Annotated in this window: 13 protein-coding genes and 2 pseudogenes; 2 read left to right on the top strand and 13 right to left on the bottom strand. The window is 34.1% G+C overall.

The window, feature by feature from the left end; all coding sequences use genetic code 11:
* Positions 1 to 109: 109 nt before the first annotated feature.
* The 10 genes and pseudogenes from Q5Y73_RS02670 to Q5Y73_RS02620 form a co-directional block, all read right to left on the bottom strand.
* Positions 110 to 1,459: an ABC transporter substrate-binding protein gene (locus tag Q5Y73_RS02670; RefSeq protein ID WP_305990292.1), complete on the bottom strand. Its 1,350-nt coding sequence runs from the start codon at positions 1,457 to 1,459 to the stop codon at positions 110 to 112.
* A 110-nt stretch (positions 1,460 to 1,569) separates the two neighbouring features.
* Entirely contained in the window at positions 1,570 to 2,400 is an 831-nt protein-coding gene (locus Q5Y73_RS02665; RefSeq protein WP_305990291.1) for a carbohydrate ABC transporter permease, read from the bottom strand.
* Positions 2,401 to 2,415: 15 nt separating this feature from the next.
* Complete coding sequence (locus Q5Y73_RS02660) at positions 2,416 to 3,300, bottom strand: carbohydrate ABC transporter permease (RefSeq protein WP_305990290.1); 885 nt, start codon at positions 3,298 to 3,300, stop codon at positions 2,416 to 2,418.
* Between the two features lie 466 nt (positions 3,301 to 3,766).
* A complete protein-coding gene (sigK, locus tag Q5Y73_RS02655; RefSeq protein ID WP_305990289.1) occupies positions 3,767 to 4,471 on the bottom strand; it encodes an RNA polymerase sporulation sigma factor SigK in 705 nt (234 codons plus the stop codon).
* Between the two features lie 102 nt (positions 4,472 to 4,573).
* Positions 4,574 to 6,508, bottom strand: coding sequence for an endonuclease MutS2 (locus tag Q5Y73_RS02650; RefSeq protein WP_305990288.1), 1,935 nt, complete (start codon positions 6,506 to 6,508; stop codon positions 4,574 to 4,576).
* Positions 6,509 to 6,958: 450 nt separating this feature from the next.
* Entirely contained in the window at positions 6,959 to 7,525 is a 567-nt protein-coding gene (locus Q5Y73_RS02645; RefSeq protein ID WP_305990287.1) for a DUF1102 domain-containing protein, read from the bottom strand.
* A gap of 185 nt (positions 7,526 to 7,710) precedes the next feature.
* Positions 7,711 to 8,142 (bottom strand): annotated as a pseudogene (locus Q5Y73_RS24985) (lamin tail domain-containing protein); the annotation flags it as partial.
* Between the two features lie 180 nt (positions 8,143 to 8,322).
* Positions 8,323 to 9,825, bottom strand: a pseudogene (locus Q5Y73_RS02630) (lamin tail domain-containing protein); the annotation flags it as partial.
* Positions 9,826 to 10,118: 293 nt separating this feature from the next.
* Positions 10,119 to 10,319, bottom strand: coding sequence for a cold-shock protein (locus Q5Y73_RS02625; RefSeq protein WP_305990286.1), 201 nt, complete (start codon positions 10,317 to 10,319; stop codon positions 10,119 to 10,121).
* Positions 10,320 to 10,532: 213 nt separating this feature from the next.
* Positions 10,533 to 11,765: an NADH:flavin oxidoreductase/NADH oxidase family protein gene (locus Q5Y73_RS02620; RefSeq protein WP_305990285.1), complete on the bottom strand. Its 1,233-nt coding sequence runs from the start codon at positions 11,763 to 11,765 to the stop codon at positions 10,533 to 10,535.
* Between the two features lie 206 nt (positions 11,766 to 11,971).
* On the opposite strand from Q5Y73_RS02620, the gene Q5Y73_RS02615 reads away from it, so the two are divergent.
* Complete coding sequence (locus tag Q5Y73_RS02615) at positions 11,972 to 12,640, top strand: FMN-dependent NADH-azoreductase (RefSeq protein ID WP_305990284.1); 669 nt, start codon at positions 11,972 to 11,974, stop codon at positions 12,638 to 12,640.
* A gap of 131 nt (positions 12,641 to 12,771) precedes the next feature.
* On the opposite strand, the gene Q5Y73_RS02610 is transcribed toward Q5Y73_RS02615, so the two are convergent.
* The 3 genes from Q5Y73_RS02610 to Q5Y73_RS02600 all read right to left on the bottom strand — a co-directional run bounded on the left by Q5Y73_RS02610 (position 12,772) and on the right by Q5Y73_RS02600 (position 16,390).
* Positions 12,772 to 14,076, bottom strand: a complete 1,305-nt coding sequence (locus Q5Y73_RS02610; protein ID WP_305990283.1) for a hemolysin family protein — start codon at positions 14,074 to 14,076, stop codon at positions 12,772 to 12,774.
* 318 nt (positions 14,077 to 14,394) lie between these two features.
* Positions 14,395 to 15,831, bottom strand: coding sequence for a nicotinate phosphoribosyltransferase (locus Q5Y73_RS02605; RefSeq protein WP_305990282.1), 1,437 nt, complete (start codon positions 15,829 to 15,831; stop codon positions 14,395 to 14,397).
* Positions 15,832 to 15,847: 16 nt separating this feature from the next.
* Complete coding sequence (locus Q5Y73_RS02600) at positions 15,848 to 16,390, bottom strand: cysteine hydrolase family protein (RefSeq protein WP_305990281.1); 543 nt, start codon at positions 16,388 to 16,390, stop codon at positions 15,848 to 15,850.
* A 222-nt stretch (positions 16,391 to 16,612) separates the two neighbouring features.
* Between Q5Y73_RS02600 and recQ the strand changes: the two genes are divergently transcribed.
* Positions 16,613 to 18,391: a DNA helicase RecQ gene (recQ, locus tag Q5Y73_RS02595; protein ID WP_371320129.1), complete on the top strand. Its 1,779-nt coding sequence runs from the start codon at positions 16,613 to 16,615 to the stop codon at positions 18,389 to 18,391.
* Positions 18,392 to 18,714: the final 323 nt, after the last annotated feature.

Below are 18,714 nucleotides of genomic sequence, written 5' to 3'. Positions count from 1 at the left end.
TGACCGTGAAGAGAATAAAACTCTTCACGGTTTTTCATCATAAAGTATACAATTGTTATATATATTTAGCGCTATTCCTGCATCAAAAGCATGATTAAATCATTGCTATTTATTGATTCGCATTAATGATGTCTGTAACTGCCTTCTCTGCATTTTTTATCGTTGTATCAAGATCCTGTTTATTTAATAAGAATTTTTCCACCTCTGAGATATAACGTTCATTTACTTCCGTGTAATATTCAGGTGTTGGAGAAATTTTAGCTGGTATAGAAATGTCCATCACATACTTAAGTGATTCTAAATCAACCATTTCAGGATGGGTCGCATTTGCCAATATCCCTTCAATTTCCTGATCAAGATCTGCTTTTTTCCAAGAAGACAAGTTCCCTGCAATACTCATGCCCTTTGTCGTATACCAGCGTATAAATTCATAAGCTTCTTTAGGATGTTTAGAATTAGCTGCAACTCCTACATAATCAATACCACCATACGTTAAACCATTCTCATCATCCTCTGAAAATTTAGGATACGGTGCAAAGGCACTTTTGAAGGTTGCGGCTGTTTTTTCTGTTCCGCCCGCTTCTTGTATCATAAACGATCCAATTGGCATAATTGAAGATTTCCCTTGGAAATAATAATTTCTATAACTCATTTTTTGAGAGATAATCTCTGCATAAGGAGGTGCAGTTTTATCTTCATTTTGCAATTGGTAAGTAATTTCTAAAGATTTTCTAACACGATCGGTGTCAATCGCAGCTTTACCATCATTAACTAATATATTGTTTATTGGATTATTAAGGTTTGCCATTGTAAAATAATTTACCCACTTATGAAAGAAGGTTCCATACTCTTTGTCAGCGCCTTCTCCACTAGTCAATACTTTGGCATATTCCATAAATTCATCCCATGTCCATTCTTTCGGAACTTCAAGTCCAGCTTGATCAAGCTTCTCTTTATTCATAAGAACAAACCAGATTTGCAATCGTCCAGGAAGAGCATAATACTGATCGTTAATCTTAGTTGAAACTTTATATTCTTCATCGTAATTCATACCCTCTTCATTTATAAATTCATCCAAGGGTAAAAACATGTCGAGACGCTGTGAATAACTTTCGGAATTCGGTAATGTGATAATATCCATTGGTTGTTGGGAGGCCGCTGCCAGATCTACCTTCACTAGTTCTGATGTACCCCAATCATTATTTAGATTTATTTTTATGTGTGGGTACTCTTTGTTGAATTCTTCCAACAATACTGTCCAATGCTCTTCATGTTCCTTTAACCAAGTATACAACTCCAATGTAACCGTTTCCGTTTCATTGGATGCATTGCTTTGTCCTGAATCTGAATTATTGGAACTAGTAGATTCACTATTATTGCTCACACTATCACCACCACATGCTGATAACATTGTAGCAAAAACGATAAGGACAAATATCATCAAACTAATTTTTTTCATTGTACCACATCCCCTATAATTTTTGTGAGTTTACAAATTTATTATACATAGACTATCAATTTTAACATAATGTTCTTTTTTGTCTTATTCGAAAATATTTATACTATTTTTTAACCTTTTACTCCACCTGATGAAATCCCTGCTATAACATGTTTCTGACCGATAATAAACACAATTAAAAGGGGTAGAATAGCAGAAACCGCTCCAGCCATCGCGATGGCATAATACTTTCCAAATTCATCTCCAAAAGATTGAACACCCAGCTGTATAGTAAATAAATGTTCTGATCTTAGGAAAATAAAAGGATTCTGATAGTCATTCCAAGTCCAAATAAATCTCAATATTGCATAAGTAGCCACCACTGGTCTTACAAGAGGGAGCATAATAGAAAGAAAGATACGAAAATGACCTGCTCCATCCATTCTTGCCGATTCTAAATATTCATTATTCACTCCTAAAAATGCTTGCCTTAGCAAAAATGTTCCAAGTACACTAAAGGAGTTCAATATAACCAAACCAGTCAACGTATCATATAAATTCATATATCTAAACATAATAAATTGAGGTACTAAGGTTGCCTGGTGTGGAACCATATAAATAGCCAGTAGTATAAGAAAAATAAAATCTCTGCCCTTGAATTTTATTTTCGAAAATCCATATGCAGCTAAACATGACACTGTGACAGAAGTGATCGTTGTAGCCACTGTAACGATGATAGAATTCCGATAATATAATAGGAACGGATTTTCAATCCATACCTGAGAATAGTTGTAAGATACAAATTCCCATGTACTAGGTAACCACTGTATCGGAAAATTAAATACCTCTATTTCCGGTTTGAGAGAAGCTGAAACCATCCAAAAAAATGGAAATAAAAACAAAAAACCTACACCTAACATGAATATAGTAATGATTAATTTTTGTAAATTAAAAATACGCATAACACTACCTCCCTCCTAATAATTGACCCATTTCTTCTGTGCTAGAAACTGAACCAATGTGATACCCAGCACTATGAGAACAAGAACAATTGAAGATGCTGAAGCCAATCCAGTTTTCATATTAACAAAAGCTTGCTTGTACAAATAAAATACCATAACGGACGTAGAATCCGATGGACCACCTTCAGTCAGCACTACGATAATGTCAAATACTTTAAACGAGGCTATGATCCCTGTAATTAATAAGAAAAAGCTAGTAGGTGACAATAATGGAAGGGTGATCTTGAAAAATTTAGTAATTCCGGAGGCACCATCTATATCTGCCGCTTCATAAAGCTCTTGTGGAATGTTTTGAAGACCCGCCATATAAATAATCAATTTATACCCAATTCCCATCCATATCGTAATCAGCATTAACGTGATTAAAGCATAATCATGATCAGCCAACCACAAAGGAGGATTTTCAATACCAAACGTTCTTAATAGTTCGTTAATGGGACCATAAGACGGATGAAAGATGACCTGACTAACCATTGCAATTGCTACCACACTTGATATATAAGGAATAAAGAAAATCACCTTAAATAAACCTTTCATATATACGTTACTATTCAGTAAAACAGCAAGTACAACAGAAATTGCCATTGTAATAGGAACAACGAGCATAAAAATCAAATTATTTTTCACAGATTTAATAAATACTGGATCCTGGAACAAATACGTGAAGTTTTTGAAACCAACAAATGTAATATCTTTGATCCCTTGAACAAGACTCCAATCTGTAAAACTTAATATCAAAGAGACGGCGATAGGAATGAGAGTAAATAAAATCATTCCTATCATTAACGGTCCAATAAACAAGTACCCCACTACTGTCTCTCTAAAACTGTTTCTACTCATTCGCTTCAACCTCCTTACTATGATAAAAAACCTATTTCATTTCATATGAATGACGCTTACGCTTTGATTCAACCTCCTCATGATGTTTTCCAGTTTCATATTGACTGCTTACACAAATTATAATAAAGGCCGCCTTTACAATATCAGCACCAATAATGACCACTTTGAAAAAATTTTTACCTTTTTCAAAGATGTGAAATTATTACATGAATTTTGATTTAAACTTTCTCTACCTACTGCTTGTCCAAATACTGGATGTACCTTGAACAAAAACTCCTAGCCGAGTCTCTCGGAGATGTTGTCGAATCCTTCATTAAAGGTATTTTTTGTTGAAACTTTGAATTTGTTAAAAACTTATAAATTCTTATTCTTATAAAGAAAACTGGTCGATTGTCGAGCCATATAGACGAAGACTGTGTTCTTAAAGCACAAAAAAATCCCCACCAGCTTAACTAGTGGGGATCATTTATAACTTTTTCACTCTATAGAATTCATGAAATAACTTCATTAATGCTCTCTTTTCAATTCTTGATACATACGATCTGGATATACCTAAATCTTTAGCAATCTCTCTTTGTGTAAGTTCTTCTCCACCTTTAATCAATCCGAATCTGCCTTTAATTACTTCTCGCTCTCGATCGTCTAGGATATGTAGATTGCTGTATATTTTGCTTTTTTCTATTTTTAGTTGTACTTTATCCACTACTTCGTCCGATTCTGTTCCTAGGATATCTATCAGTGTAATTTCGTTTCCCTCTTTATCCGTACCGATGGGATCTTGGAGAGATACATCCTTTCTTGTTTTCTTTAAGGAACGAAGGTGCATCAATATCTCATTTTCTATACAACGAGCCGAGAAAGTAGCTAATTTCGTTCCCTTATTCGGTTTATAACTTTCAATTGCTTTGATTAAACCAATCGTTCCAATCGAAATTAAATCCTCAATATCTTCACCAGTATTATCAAACTTCTTAACAATGTGAGCAACTAATCGCAAATTGTGCTCGATGAGAATGTTTCTTGATTCTTGATGACCTTCTGCCATTAAACGTAAATGTTTGGCTTCATCTTTTTCGGCTAAGGGCTGGGGAAAAGCATTGTTTTTTACGTACGATACAAAAAACACTAACTCTTTAGCAAACAACGCTAACGCCGCAAAGAAACCTGGCATTTTGCTACACCCCCACATAAGAAGAGAATGTTATATTTTATGAGAGCGATTAGTTATTTGTGCAAGTACGAAGGAAATAAATTTTATTCGTGAACACAAATTTCATTCCTCATATTCAATCGTTAAACCCTCAACATGTTTCCGACTGAGTTCATTTCTTTTTTTGCGATTTTCTTTTGTTTCAAATATGATGTCAAAATCATAATTTTCAGGGTAAAGTTCTGCAGCTTCAATGTGCATTTTGATTCGTTTATGATTCATTACCTTCTTTTCTCCCTTGACCATCAACACAACATTCCCCACTTCATCTGCTGGTTTATAAACAATCCCGTATTGCTTCAGATGAGGGATAAAGACATTGTCGCCAATTTTAAATTGAGGGGATTCAACCACCTTCCTTTTTTGTTTTTTATTTGTTTTATTTTTAAAACGTTTTGTTGATGCTAGTTGTCTTTCCTGATTTCTCCACTCTCTAGTTCCTGATGCATTTGATTCATAATATTTCTTTTCTTTATATGTGATCAGATGTGCTTTCTCAATTAATTTTGGATGCATACCTAAACTTAAAGCGATATGAAATGCCTGAGAGTCGCCACCTTTACCAATGATTAATCGATATTTAGGCTTTAAAGTATCAGAATCAAAATCCATAGACCCATTTTCAAATCCTTCATGATTGGAAGCAAAATCTTTGATCTCACTGTAGTGAGTTGTTGCAAAGACAATCGCTCCCTTTTTATATAATTCTTCTAAAATGGCAACCGCTAGTCCCATTCCTTCCCCAGGGTCTGTACCTGAACCTAATTCATCAATCAATACAAGCGTCGTATCATTTGTGTTGGTTAAGATTTCAATAATATTTTTTATACGAGATGAAAAAGTACTAAGTGACTGCTCTATATTTTGGCCATCTCCAATATCCACTAAAATTTGATTAAAAATACTTAGCTGACTTCCTTTTTCTACAGGGATATGCAAACCACATTGTGTCATAAGGGTCAGCAATCCGACGGTTTTTATCGTTACCGTTTTCCCTCCGGTATTTGGACCTGTAATAACTAATGCATCATACGTTTCACCCATCCTTACATTTAAAGGAACAGCACTCTTTCCTAACAACGGATGTCTAGCATTTTTCAAACTAATCAATTTTTCATCATTCAAGGAGACCTCTATACCATCAATTTCTTGACTATATTTTGCTTTTGCAAATAAAACGTCATAATGTATCATCATCTCAATAGCTATATTTAATTCATGCTCTGATTGTTCCACTAAATTGGTTAATATAGAGCATATTTTTTCCTCTTCTAATTGCTCATCAATCTTTAACAATTGTAATTCTTGATGACATTTGCTTACTTCTTCAGGTTCAATAAATACTGTTGAACCTGAAGCTGATGTATCATAAACTACTCCAATGATATTCTTTCGATATTCTTTTCTCACAGGAATGACGTAGTGTCCATCACGAATACTTACGATCTTTTCTTGAATAAATTTAGCATATTTTTTAGATTTTAATACCTTTTCTATTCGTTCTTTCATTTCAGCTTCCAAAACCAATATATTTTTTCTTATTTTACTTAAAGCCTTACTTGCTTTATCATCTACTTTTCCGTTTCGTATACTTCTGTTCATTTCCTCATATAAATGTGAAAAATCTGAAATGGAATATACATATGAGCTTACACTAGGCGCTAAGCTCTCTTTGTCTTTCATAAAGATCAGCATTTTTCGCAAGCTGTCTAAAAATGCTACAAATTGAGTGAAATGCTCTGGACGTAAGATCATACCTTTGTTTAACCTTCCCATAAGCTGCTGCATTCCATTTAAGCTGTGAACGGGTACACTTGAACCTCTCACTAAGATTTTTTTCGCTTCTGATATTTCTGCTAAAGCATTTTTGATCACATTTAGACTAAAGGATGGCTGAAGCTTTTCTAACTTTTGTTTACCCTCCTCCGATAAAGCATATTTCATCACTTCTTGTTGTATTTTCTCAAATTCTAAACTCTCAAACATATGTTGATTCAATGTTTTTCCCTCCATTTTTTAAAATAAAAATAAAAAAAGACGACAATGAACAAAGATTCATTGCCGTCTTTTAAAAGTACGAAACTCTCGATTTTTCATGATGATTCAATAAACCATCACTCAAAAAAGCACAAAAAAACTGTGCTATTGGCACAGAGTTGTGTCGTACGTATATAAATAACGAACTATACCAATGTTCTCAACTTAAAGTACAGGATCAAAAAAATACACTCAAATAAACTTCTTATTTTTTCAAAAAATAAGAACATGTTTTTGATCCATTATTTACTTCGATTAGTTAAGAACGACTCCACTCATAAATATAGCTCCTTATTGTTTATCATATTTATTATACTATTATTTTATCCTGGTGTCACCTTATTCATGAAAATTAGGGTAATCCTAAAGTGACAGCTCACTTTAGGATTACCCTGTCTCAAAAGTTCTATATTATTTTACAGTAGCGTTTACTGTTAATTCAGCTTCTCTTTCAATTAATTGTGCTCCACCTTCAGTTTCAAGGCTTAGAGAAATGTTAGCTTCTTCTCCTGGAGCTAAAGTCACTTTTCCATTTCTAGTATTACTTCTCCAATAAAATTCTTGAACATCAGCATTATCAGCCGTAATATTTTGCCCTTGTAAATATATGTTCACTTTTGTATCAAATCCCCAGCCTTCTTTAGTTATGTTAAATTCGATCGTTTCTTCTGAGTTATTTCTAACTTTAAATAAATTTCCCCATTCAAACGTACTATTTGGCTGAACACCAAACCCTTCACCACCAAGACCTTTTGAAAGATCAATTTTCAATTTTCCACCATCAATATATGCAAATCCGTCTTTAACTCCAGCAACTTCATCTTCTTCAGTATAAGGCATAAGTGCAATTAATGATTCATCAGAGCTTACTACTGATAAAGTAGCATCATTATCAATTGTGGCGCTAGTAAAGGCAAATGCTGCCATAACGGAAGATAGAGCAAGTAGTGCAATGACTAATAACATTGGTTTTTTCATTTTTTTCATCTCCTAAAATTTGAATTCAATTACTTTATACTTATATTTTAGGAGTTCATCGCCTTCAAAACATCACTCGCAAGAGGTAAAATCGTCGAAAAATAGTATACTCCTTCATTCTACTATAGAGTAAATTATGTATACTTTTGTAGAAAGAACTAGTTCCTCCGAACCTTAATTCATTCTCAATCATGAAATCCTATATAATTTAACGTATTGATTGGATGTGCAATCCATTCATTGATGTCATAACTTAATGTACCTGAAACAATGTTTTCATTCCTAATTAATGTTGTATCTTTTGCATATTGTGTACCTGCAACTCCAATCACATCTATGATTTCACCATTTTGTATTAATGTAATGGCGTCATCTCCATTAAAGGAGAGATTCGATGTTATCATATCAGCTGCGTTCAATAAACTTTGATCTGCATTTGAATGTGACACAACAAATACATCCCCATTCTGTAATATCCCACTTAATGCAATGGATATGGACATATTGGACAATTCAATTAAAACATTAGAAAGATTAATATCTTGACCAGTACCATTATAAATTTCAATGGCTTTATTATAGCTGCTACCCTCAATATATTCAGAAAAGAATAAGGTACCCGTCTGATGAGACCCTCCACTATTTAAAGCGGAATGTGTACCTAAATCATCAAATGTATTGCTTGGATAGGCTGTCCACTCATTACTGTTGTAAATTGATGTTCCAAAGGTTATGTCTTCATTTCTAACTAATGTGATATCCTTTGCATATTGTGTACCTGCAGCTCCAATCACATCCATGATTTCATTGCTTTGTTTTAATGTTATGGAATCATCTCCATTAAAGGAGAGATTTGATGTTGTCATATCTGAAACGTTCAATAGAGCTTGATCTGCATTTGAATGTGAAATGACAAATATGTCTCCGTTTTTCAATGTACCACTTAATGAAATATCTGTAGATAGATTTGAAAGTTCAATCGAATAATCAGATAAATTGATATCTTGACCTGAGCCATTATAAATCTCGAGTGCTTTATTATAACTGTTGCCTTCAATATATTCTGAGAAAAAGACACCATCTAGGGTTGGATCAGTTGAAACATTAGCGTATCCATAAGATCCAGGGGCAAATGTCGAAGCATCCCACCAGTGATATCCAGCATCAGGTGCCGCCCACGGTTCAACTTCTGGTTCAGTTGAGTTTTGAGGATTTTCCATGTCTAATAGAACAGTCGGTTCATCCAACTGTAAACCAGGTACTTCATTCAATTTAGAATAATTTTCTTTTACAGATAACCAATCGATGATATTCACAAGCAATGTTGCATCATCTTGCTCTAAAAAACCATCGTATGTTCGTTTGGATTGACCATTTTCCTCTCTGACATACTTAGGTGTAATATCCTCTACAGGGGATGAATCTCCAATAAATGCAGCCTTTCCTAAACCTAGCTTAGATATTGCAGCATAGGGTCCTTCTGCCACTCCACCTTCATTATAAACCCCTTGATCTACTGCATAATTCCAAGCAGCGTTCGTTTGAGGAAGATACACAATGCCCTTTGCTTTCGTTTCATCAATGATCGCTAATGTAGATCCAGCATGCATTGCCACACCCTGCACTCCTTCTGTAATTCCAAATGATTGTTCGGGAGCTACAATAAGATTTGCAGTGACATCTCCAATTGCATTGTAACGAAATCGGACACCAAAATGATTAGCTAACCAATCTGAACTATTTACATTTTCCATAGCTTGAGAATTTGCCTCTTCAAAAGTCATTCCCTTTGTGGGTTCACCCCAAGCACCTCGTCGATACCCGTTAAAAATTTCAGAAGCATCCCATCTATTTTTATTGCGGTCTGCGTTGTAATGATCAGAAATGAAGAATATACTTCCTCCATCTTGAACATACTGAACCATTGCATTTTGTTCAGAAATTTTGTAAGGAATATTAGCCTCAGGAATAACAAACACATCATAAGCACTTAAATCATCGTATGTAATGGGTGATGAAGTTCTCAATTCTTTTACATAATAGCCATGATCAGCAATAGCATTTGCAAAATCAGAAAACGCCCCATCAATTACCCAATCAGCAGCTCCAGCTGTTTGACCGTGGGTGTTGTCAAATAAAACGGACTTACCATTAATTTGTCCTCTAGCTACAATTTCTGGAGCTAAATCGTCTGGTCCTTCTGCTAAGCTTTGTAGATTCACAAGTAAGAGGGAAAATAATAACACAAAAATAATGAAAAATGAGTACCATTTCTTTTTCTCCTTTAATTGAAAAAACATAGAACACTCTCCCATATGAGTAATTTTAATCAGAGTTAATTATGTATAACTAACTCTGATTCTATTCTTTCTATATAAATGTACCAAAAATGGTTATGGGATGTATGAATAATTTGTAAGGTGGACGTAAAAATATCCTGAGAAAATGAAGACAATATAGAGAGAGGTTCACTCTCTGTGTGGAAAATGTAAAAAAAGTCCCCACTAGAATAACTAGTGGGAACTTTCATTTGCTTTGTTGTAACGTTAGATATGAAATAAATATGCTTAAAAGCGATTATCGCTATTTATCTTTATTTTTTTACTACGTTAACAGCTTGTGGTCCACGGCTTCCTTCTTCTACGTCGAAAGAAACTGCTTGACCTTCTTCTAAAGTTTTGAAACCTTCACCAGTAATAGCTGAGAAATGTACGAATACATCGTCTCCACCTTCAACTTCGATAAAACCGAAACCTTTGTCAGCATTAAACCATTTTACAGTACCGTTTTGCATTTAAAAAATCCTCCTAAATATACCTTAAGTACATATTCATAATTAATCATCTAGCTATATAAACCATCTAAAAAGCTGCAACTTTTAAGAAGATTCAACTCTGCTATCTCCTTAAAAGTTACAGCTTAATTAAATCTGTATTATATTTGTAAATGATTTAAATTAACTATACCACTTAATGAATTTAAAAGCAAACTTCTTTTGAAGCTGTATTTATATACCAGAACGTTGCTTAATGAATATTTCCTTCCCATTTTTAGCTAATGCTTGCAAAAATGAAAAAATAACAGGGTATTGAGGCCTTGTTTTCCTCCCTTTAGCTAACCTTCTCAACTGTTGTGCATACCAAGTTATTTCAAGCATCCCCAACTCATCTATAAATCGTATACCCGTTTTCCTTTGATCAATACGAATCTCATTGATGGATTGATTTGCAAAAAGGTTGGGCAAGTCAGGATATATAGCTAATGGGCGCGCTAATCCTACAAAATCCATTGCATTTGAATTCAAGGCATTTTCCATTCCGGTTACAGAACGAAATCCCCCTGTAACACAAAGTGGTATTTTCACAGTTTGACGAAGTTTTTCCGCGTAGTCCATAAAATAAGCTTCTCTTATTTTTGTGCTGCTCTTTTGGTTCATTTTTGCCATTGGAGAGCTTTCATATGTTCCACCAGATATCTCTAACAAATCAACCCCTTCTTTTTCCAGCATCAGTGCTGTATAAATGGACTCATCTTCGGTAAATCCAGCTTTCATAAAATCAGCTGAGTTCAACTTAACACTAATTGGAAAAGATTCACCTGTTTGTTTTCTTATTTCTCTATAAATTTCAATAAGAAACTTCATTCTCCCATTAATATCTCCCCCCCATTCATCCTTTCTTTGATTATGTCTCGGAGATAAAAATTGGCTAATTAAATATCCGTGTGCCCCATGTATTTGTACTCCTGTAAATCCAGACTTTTTTGCAAGCAGTGCGCTGTATCCAAAACGTTTGATTGAATCAACGATTTCTTCTTTTTTCATTTCTCTAGGTTTATGAAAGAAACGACTGATTTTTCCTTCAAAAGGAATAGCAGAAGGAGCCACAGACTCTTTGACAGCACCTTTAAACGCTTGTTTTCCTGGATGATTTAATTGCATCCAAAGCTGTGTATTGTTTTTTGTTCCTTTTTCAGCCCATTTTTCAAGGAAAGGCAATACCTTATCATCTTCTACAACTACGTTTCTAGGCTCTCCCAGTGCTTTTCGATCTATCATGACATTTCCTGTAATTAAGAGCCCTGTACCGCCATCTGCCCATTGCTCATACAATCGGTATAAACCTTCAGTAGGAAGATATTGATGATTTCCTAATGCCTCACTCATAGCACTCTTAAGAATCCTATTTTTTATTGAGACTCCATTTTTCAAAATATAATTGTTGGATATAACAGATTCCATTATAATTTCTCCCGCCTTGAATCCATTTTTTTCATTCCTTATCTACCATGATAAAGGTTTGCCACTATTTTCACAATGAATATCGCCATCAATAAACCATTGGTTATTTGATTTATAAACTAAATATAGATTCTTGACAAAAGTTAATATTTATTTTATTATTACTTACATAAAGTAACCAATAACATTTTAAGGAGAGATAAATAGTGTCAAAATTATTGTATATTACAGCTCATCCATTGTCTGAAGAAAATTCAGTAAGTCAGCAAGTAGGTAAAACATTTCTAGAAACTTATACTAAAAAAAATCGAGATGTAGAAGTGATAAAATTAGATCTTTTTGAAGAAAATATTCCTTTGCTTGATGCAGATGTACTTAGCGCTTGGGGTAAGTTAGGTGCTGGAGAAAGCTTTGATTCATTAACTAACGAACAACAATCTAAATTAGGGCGTATCAACGAGTTAACAGATCAATTTATGGATGCGGATCGTTTTGTATTTGTTACTCCGATGTGGAACTTTGGTTTTCCACCTGTATTAAAGGCTTATATTGATACATTTGCAATAGCAGGGAAAACTTTTAAATATACGGAAACAGGACCTGTTGGTTTATTAGAAGGGAAAAAAGCTGTTCATATCCAAGCAACTGGAGGTATTTACTCTGAAGGTCCTGCTGCAGGAGCAAATTTTGGAGATAGTCACTTAAAAACCGTATTAGGTTTTGTAGGAGTTACTGATGTTACTAGCATTATTGCTGAAGGAATAGCGATGGGACCTGAAAAAGCCGCAGAAAGCAAAGAAGCTGCAATCAAGGATGCACAGCAATTAGCAGCGAATCTGGATAAAAAAGGACTTTTAAAACGTATATTTTCATAAGATAAAAACATATGCGAAAGCATTATAATAAAACAACTGAATTTCAATCAAACAATGTTTATATATAAAAAGTCAGCTTACCCAATTACAAGGGAAGCTGACTTTTACTTATATCATCTAATATAATTCCTCTACTCATCTTCATTCTTAAAAGAACTTTTTCTTACTTCAACTTTCTTAACTTGATGCCCATCATGTTCAACAATTTCAAACTCATAGCTGCCTTTTGTAACTACGATTCCATCTTCTATTTCATCCGCTTCAGATAAAATCCAACCACCGATCGTATCTATTTCCCTATTTTCTATATTTAAATTATATAGTTCATTCACATCTTCGATTAAGACTTTCCCATCCAAGATGGTACTTGTTTCACTGACTTTATTAATTTCTGGCTGCTCATTCTCATCAAATTCATCGCGAATTTCACCAACGATTTCTTCTAAAATATCTTCTACAGTAACTAATCCAGCAGTACCACCATATTCATCAACAAGAATAGCCATATGCATGCGGTTCTTTTGTAAATCAGTCAATAAATCTTTGATAGGCGTGGTCTCAATTACTTGTATGATTGGGCGAATATAGTGTTCAAGCGGCTCTTGTTTCCCATTTATATAATCACCAAATATCTCCTTTACGTTGACCATCCCAATAATTTGATCTTTATCTTCACTTGCAACAGGATATCTCGTATATTTTTCTCGATTGATGATTTCCAAGTTTTCTTTTACATCATTATTTTTATAGATCACACTGATTTCAGTTCTTGGAATCATAATTTCTTTTGCTAGTCGATCATCAAATTCGAAGATATTGTTTACATATTGCAGTTCCGATTGATTTATTTCCCCACTTTTATAGCTCTCAGATATAATTAGACGAAGCTCCTCTTCTGTATGAGCCATTTCATGCTCTGATGCAGGTTTTATACCAAACATTTTTATTAAAATTCTCGCAGATCCATTTAAAAGCCAAATAAAAGGATACATTATAGCATTAAATAATATCAAAGGTCTTGCCAACATCAAACTAACTCTTTCTGCTTTTTGAATCGCAATAGTTTTTGGAGCTAACTCCCCAAGTACTACATGTAAAAAAGTAATAATGCTAAATGCAATCACAAAGGATAAAGTAGAAGTTACGGTTTCTGATAACTGGAAATATTGAAATATAGGATGCAACAAATGCTCTACTGTAGGTTCTCCAATCCAACCTAAACCTAAGGATGTTATTGTAATTCCGAGCTGCGCCCCAGATAAATAACCATCAAGATTGTCGATTACCTTTCTTACTGCTTTTGCATTGTTATTCCCTTCTGTTACTAAAGCATCAATTCTTGTACTTCTTACTTTGACAATTGCAAATTCTACTGCGACAAAAAAAGCGGTAAAAAATATAAGTAGTGCTACAATCAATAAATTTAAATAATCCAAAAAATTACCTTACACCTAATCGGGTAAGGCTTCACCTCCTGATATAGTTGTGTTAAAACCACTTTCATGGTTAACTTGTATCCTGTAGACTTCATTTTATCAAAAAAATCGTTTGTATGCACTTTCTTAAAGATTCAAATTTTATAAAAAGGGAAGTCAACACATAAAATAGAGTTCCTTTTATTGCGATATATTATCCTATACGTATAAATTCTGTATTAGTTCCAATAAAAAATCTCTTCCTAATATAGAAAGAGATAATACATGATGACCAAGGCTTCAATAATCAAATCATATATAGATCCAGCGATATGCATATCAATCTAATTCAGCCAACAATTTCATTTTCATATCCCAAAGATTTTGAGATAAATCAACATGGTAAATATGTGGTTTTGAGAATCGTTTATGTTCCTTTGAAAAACTACTCAAATTCCTCTGCACATTCTCCACAATTTCATTGATAGAGGGGGACTCATATACCAATTTGCCTTGTATAAAAATAGGCTGCAGCAGTTCAATCCACTTACAATGCTTCACCTTTTTTCTTTTCCAAGTATGAATGGGATCAAACACTTCAAAAGGTTGGTTTGGAATTTGTTCATCTTCTAACATGATTAAATCAACTAAAGCTTCACCATTTTTCTCATCAATATACCGCAATACTTTTTTTAAACCAGGATTCGTAATCTTCTCAGGGTTTTCAGATCGCTTAATTTTTGGAATCCACTTATCGTTTAGTTTTTCAGCGGCTAATTTATAGACACAGCCTAGTGCAGGTTGGTCATAGGCAGTAATGAGCTTTGTGCCTACACCATAAGCATCAATTTTTGCTTCTTGTGATTCTAGCTCTCGAATCGTATATTCATCCAAATCATTCGAAGCAACAATGATAGCCTCTTGGAAACCTGCTTCATCCAACATTTCTCTAGCCTTTTTGCTTAAGTAAGCTAAATCTCCGCTATCTAAACGCACTCCATATGTTTTAAGTTCTCCATGTTGTTTCTTAACTTCTCTAAACACTTTGATTGCATTTGGCATTCCTGATTTCAATGTATCAAAAGTATCTATTAGCAAAATTAGATGATCAGGGAAAGCTTCTGCATAACTTTGAAAAGCTTCAAGCTCACTATCAAAACTCATAATCCAGCTATGAGCGTGAGTCCCTGAAATCATTAAGTCATATTCTTTGCCGGCCTTCACATTGGAGGTTGAATTACACCCTCCAATGATAGAGGCTCTTGAGCCAAGCACAGCACTTTCAACTCCCTGGGCTCTTCGTGCACCGAATTCTAATATGGGTTTGCCATTAGCTACACGAGTCATTCGATTAGCTTTCGTAGCGATCAAGCTTTGGTGCCCAATCTGTGTTAGTAACGCAGTTTCGATAAATTGTGCTTCAAATAATCTAGTTCTAACTTTAATTAACGGTTCATTCGGAAATACAACAGTTCCTTCTGGCATAGCGTAAAGATCGCCAGTAAAACTTAAATTTTGCAAGTAATCAAAGAAATTCTCATCCTGAAATAATCCTGTTGATTTTAAATAATCAATATCTGAATCAGTAAAACTCAGGTTTTGAATGTACTGTATTACTGTTTCTAAACCCGCTGCAATGGTATACCCGTTGTGAAAAGGATTTTTTCTGAAAAACAAATCGAATGCAACCTCTTCGTCCATTTTTCCAGTTTTGTAATAACCGTACATCATTGTAAATTGATATAAATCTGCAAATGTTGTTAAATTTGTATTCATCCCATCACCTTTTTTCTCACCTAATAATCTCTGTATGAAAACATAGTTTTGCCTGTTCTAAAAACAACTCATGATGTTTTGTAAATGTTGCAGAACCTCTATCATGTACAGCGGTTTTAAATCCATTCGCATCCGCACCTGCTAATGTTAAAAAGTCACATATGTCTGTACAAACACCCACTACATGAACTTTGTCCACGTTCCAACCATTTAATATCATTTTTAAATCCGTACCATGAAATGCATTGTAATTTTCCTTCGGTACATAAAACAATCTTTTGTTGCTTTTGTTTTGTTCATACCATGTTTCCAGCTCCCCATACAACTTCTGTCCCCAGCTACCTACAACATTATGCGGAGGCCATAATTCAAAGTGCGCATCATTTTCTTGATGAGCATCCATTGTTACAACAACTAATCCTTCATTCTCTAAAAAAGTCTGCGCTGTTTCCACAATGTAAGGAACTATTTTTTGAGCAGGCTCACCCGCAGTTAAAGAGCCTTTTTCATGTACAAAATCATTGCTCATGTCTACGATTAACAAAGCTTCATTTTTCATCAATAAACCTCCTTTCTCAATTTTAGTAAACTAAATATATCACAATAGATTACTTATTAAAGACCTTTAGAGGATGTCTTAGAATAAAGTAAGTGTTAAAATTGCTATAATACAGTATTAATTTCATTATTCCATATTTTAGAATAATTAAAAAGGTCAAACTTAAGATATTATGAATCATTTATATGAATGATTTATGGGTTCAATGAAAGGAAGTTTATGATGGAGCAATTTATGTATGAGAAGTTAAAAGATGTATATGGTTATACTTCCTTTAAACAAGGGCAGCAAGATATTGTGAAAAGTATATTACAAAAGAAAGATTCTCTAGGCATCATGCCAACAGGTGGGGGAAAATCATTATGTTACCAACTGCCAGCTCTATTAATGGAAGGAACAACCTTCGTTATTTCTCCATTAATTTCACTAATGAAGGATCAGGTAGATACTTTAAATAGTATGGGCGTGTCGAGCACGTATATAAATAGCTCTGTATCAGTAAAAGAAATGAACAATCGAATGATGAATATTTCTATGAATAAATACAAACTGGTTTACATCGCTCCTGAAAGGTTGGATTCAGAACCATTTATAGAACGACTTCATAACATTCAAATCCCTTTAATTGCAATTGATGAGGCTCATTGTATTTCACAGTGGGGACACGATTTCAGACCTAGTTATATGAACATTTACAGTTTCATCCGCAAATTACCACAAAGACCAGTTGTTGCTGCATTCACTGCTACTGCAACAGATAAGGTTGAAGCAGATATTGTTCGTAATTTAAACCTGAAAAATCCACACATCACCAAAACAGGTTACGCAAGAAACAATCTTTCATTTTCAATACTTAAAGGGGCTAACAAGCAAGATTTTTTACAAACCTATCTACAGAATCGAACTGAGGAATCTGGTGTGATTTATGCATCAACTCGGAAAGAGGTAGATCAATGTTATGAGACTTTGAAAAAAATGGGTTTTAGTGTTGACAAATACCATGCTGGTTTATCAGAAAAAGAACGAAAATCGAATCAAGATCGGTTTTTGTTTGATGACGTTAAAATCATTGTAGCAACAAACGCCTTTGGAATGGGAATTGATAAATCCAACGTCAGATTTGTAATCCACCTTAATCTACCTAAGAATATTGAATCTTATTATCAGGAAGCTGGTCGAGCGGGTAGAGACGGAGAACCTGGTGAATGTATACTGATCTTTTCACCTCAAGATATTATTACTCAAAAGTATTTAATTGAACAATCTGAAAAGGATGATACCTATAAAGCAAAAGCATATAGTCAGCTGCAGCAAATGATTGATTATTGCCATACCAGCAGCTGTTTACAACAATATATCGTACGTTATTTTGGAGATCAGACATACGATATCTGTCATAAATGCAGTAACTGTATAGATGATCGAGAGCTAACAGACATCACAAACGAAGCCTTAAAGGTCATTTCTAATGTTAAAAGAATGAAGGAACGATTCGGAGTCACTTTAACTGCAAAGGTATTAAAAGGTTCATCTGACAGTAAGGTATTGCAGTTCGGCTTCAACAAATTATCTACCTACGGATTAATGAAAGAAAAGAAAGAAAAAGAAGTCATTCAACTTATTCAACTGCTTATCGCTGATGGTTTTCTTGAATTGACAGAAAGCAAATATCCAACCGTCAGGTTAAACAACAAATCCATTCAGGTTTTAAAAGGTGAGGAAAAAGTATTTCAGAAAGTCCAAGTCATTGCTAAAGAAGAAAAGACTGTTCCATATGACGAAGCACTGTTCACTGAGCTTCGCAAATTGCGCAAGGAGATAGCAGATGAAGAAAATCTCCCTCCATTCACCATTTTCCATGATGCTTCATTAGTAGAAATGTGTACAAAACGTCCGACAAATGAAATTTCATTTTTAGCCATTAAAGGTGTAGGACAAGCCAAGTATCAAAAATATGGTGAAAGATTTATTGAGCTTATTTCTGATTTCTCAGCTTCTTAGTTTTTTGTTAAAGTTATTTTGAAAGAAGGTGTAATTTCTATCTACACCTTCTTAGTTATAATTTCAAGAAATCTATGAATGATATTTAAACATCCTCGGGCATACCCGGCAATATTAGACCCCCATCCACTTTTACCACATTTACAGTTAAATGTTTCAACCATCTCAATTTAGACACGTAGAAGGTAAAATCGACAAAAAATATTTATTAATCTAAAGCAAGCTTTGACATACTTCTAAAAATGGTTCGTGTAAACTTACTTTATCACTTTCTCATGCTGCAAGACTCCCTCTCTTTCAAAGGGAGATAACAGCATAATTTC

It is taken from the genome of Chengkuizengella axinellae, from assembly GCF_030730905.1.
Taxonomy (GTDB): Bacteria; Bacillota; Bacilli; order Paenibacillales; family KCTC-33759; genus Chengkuizengella; species Chengkuizengella axinellae.
Note: the sequence above shows the minus strand (reverse complement) of the source record. Positions and strands in the feature narration are given on the sequence as shown.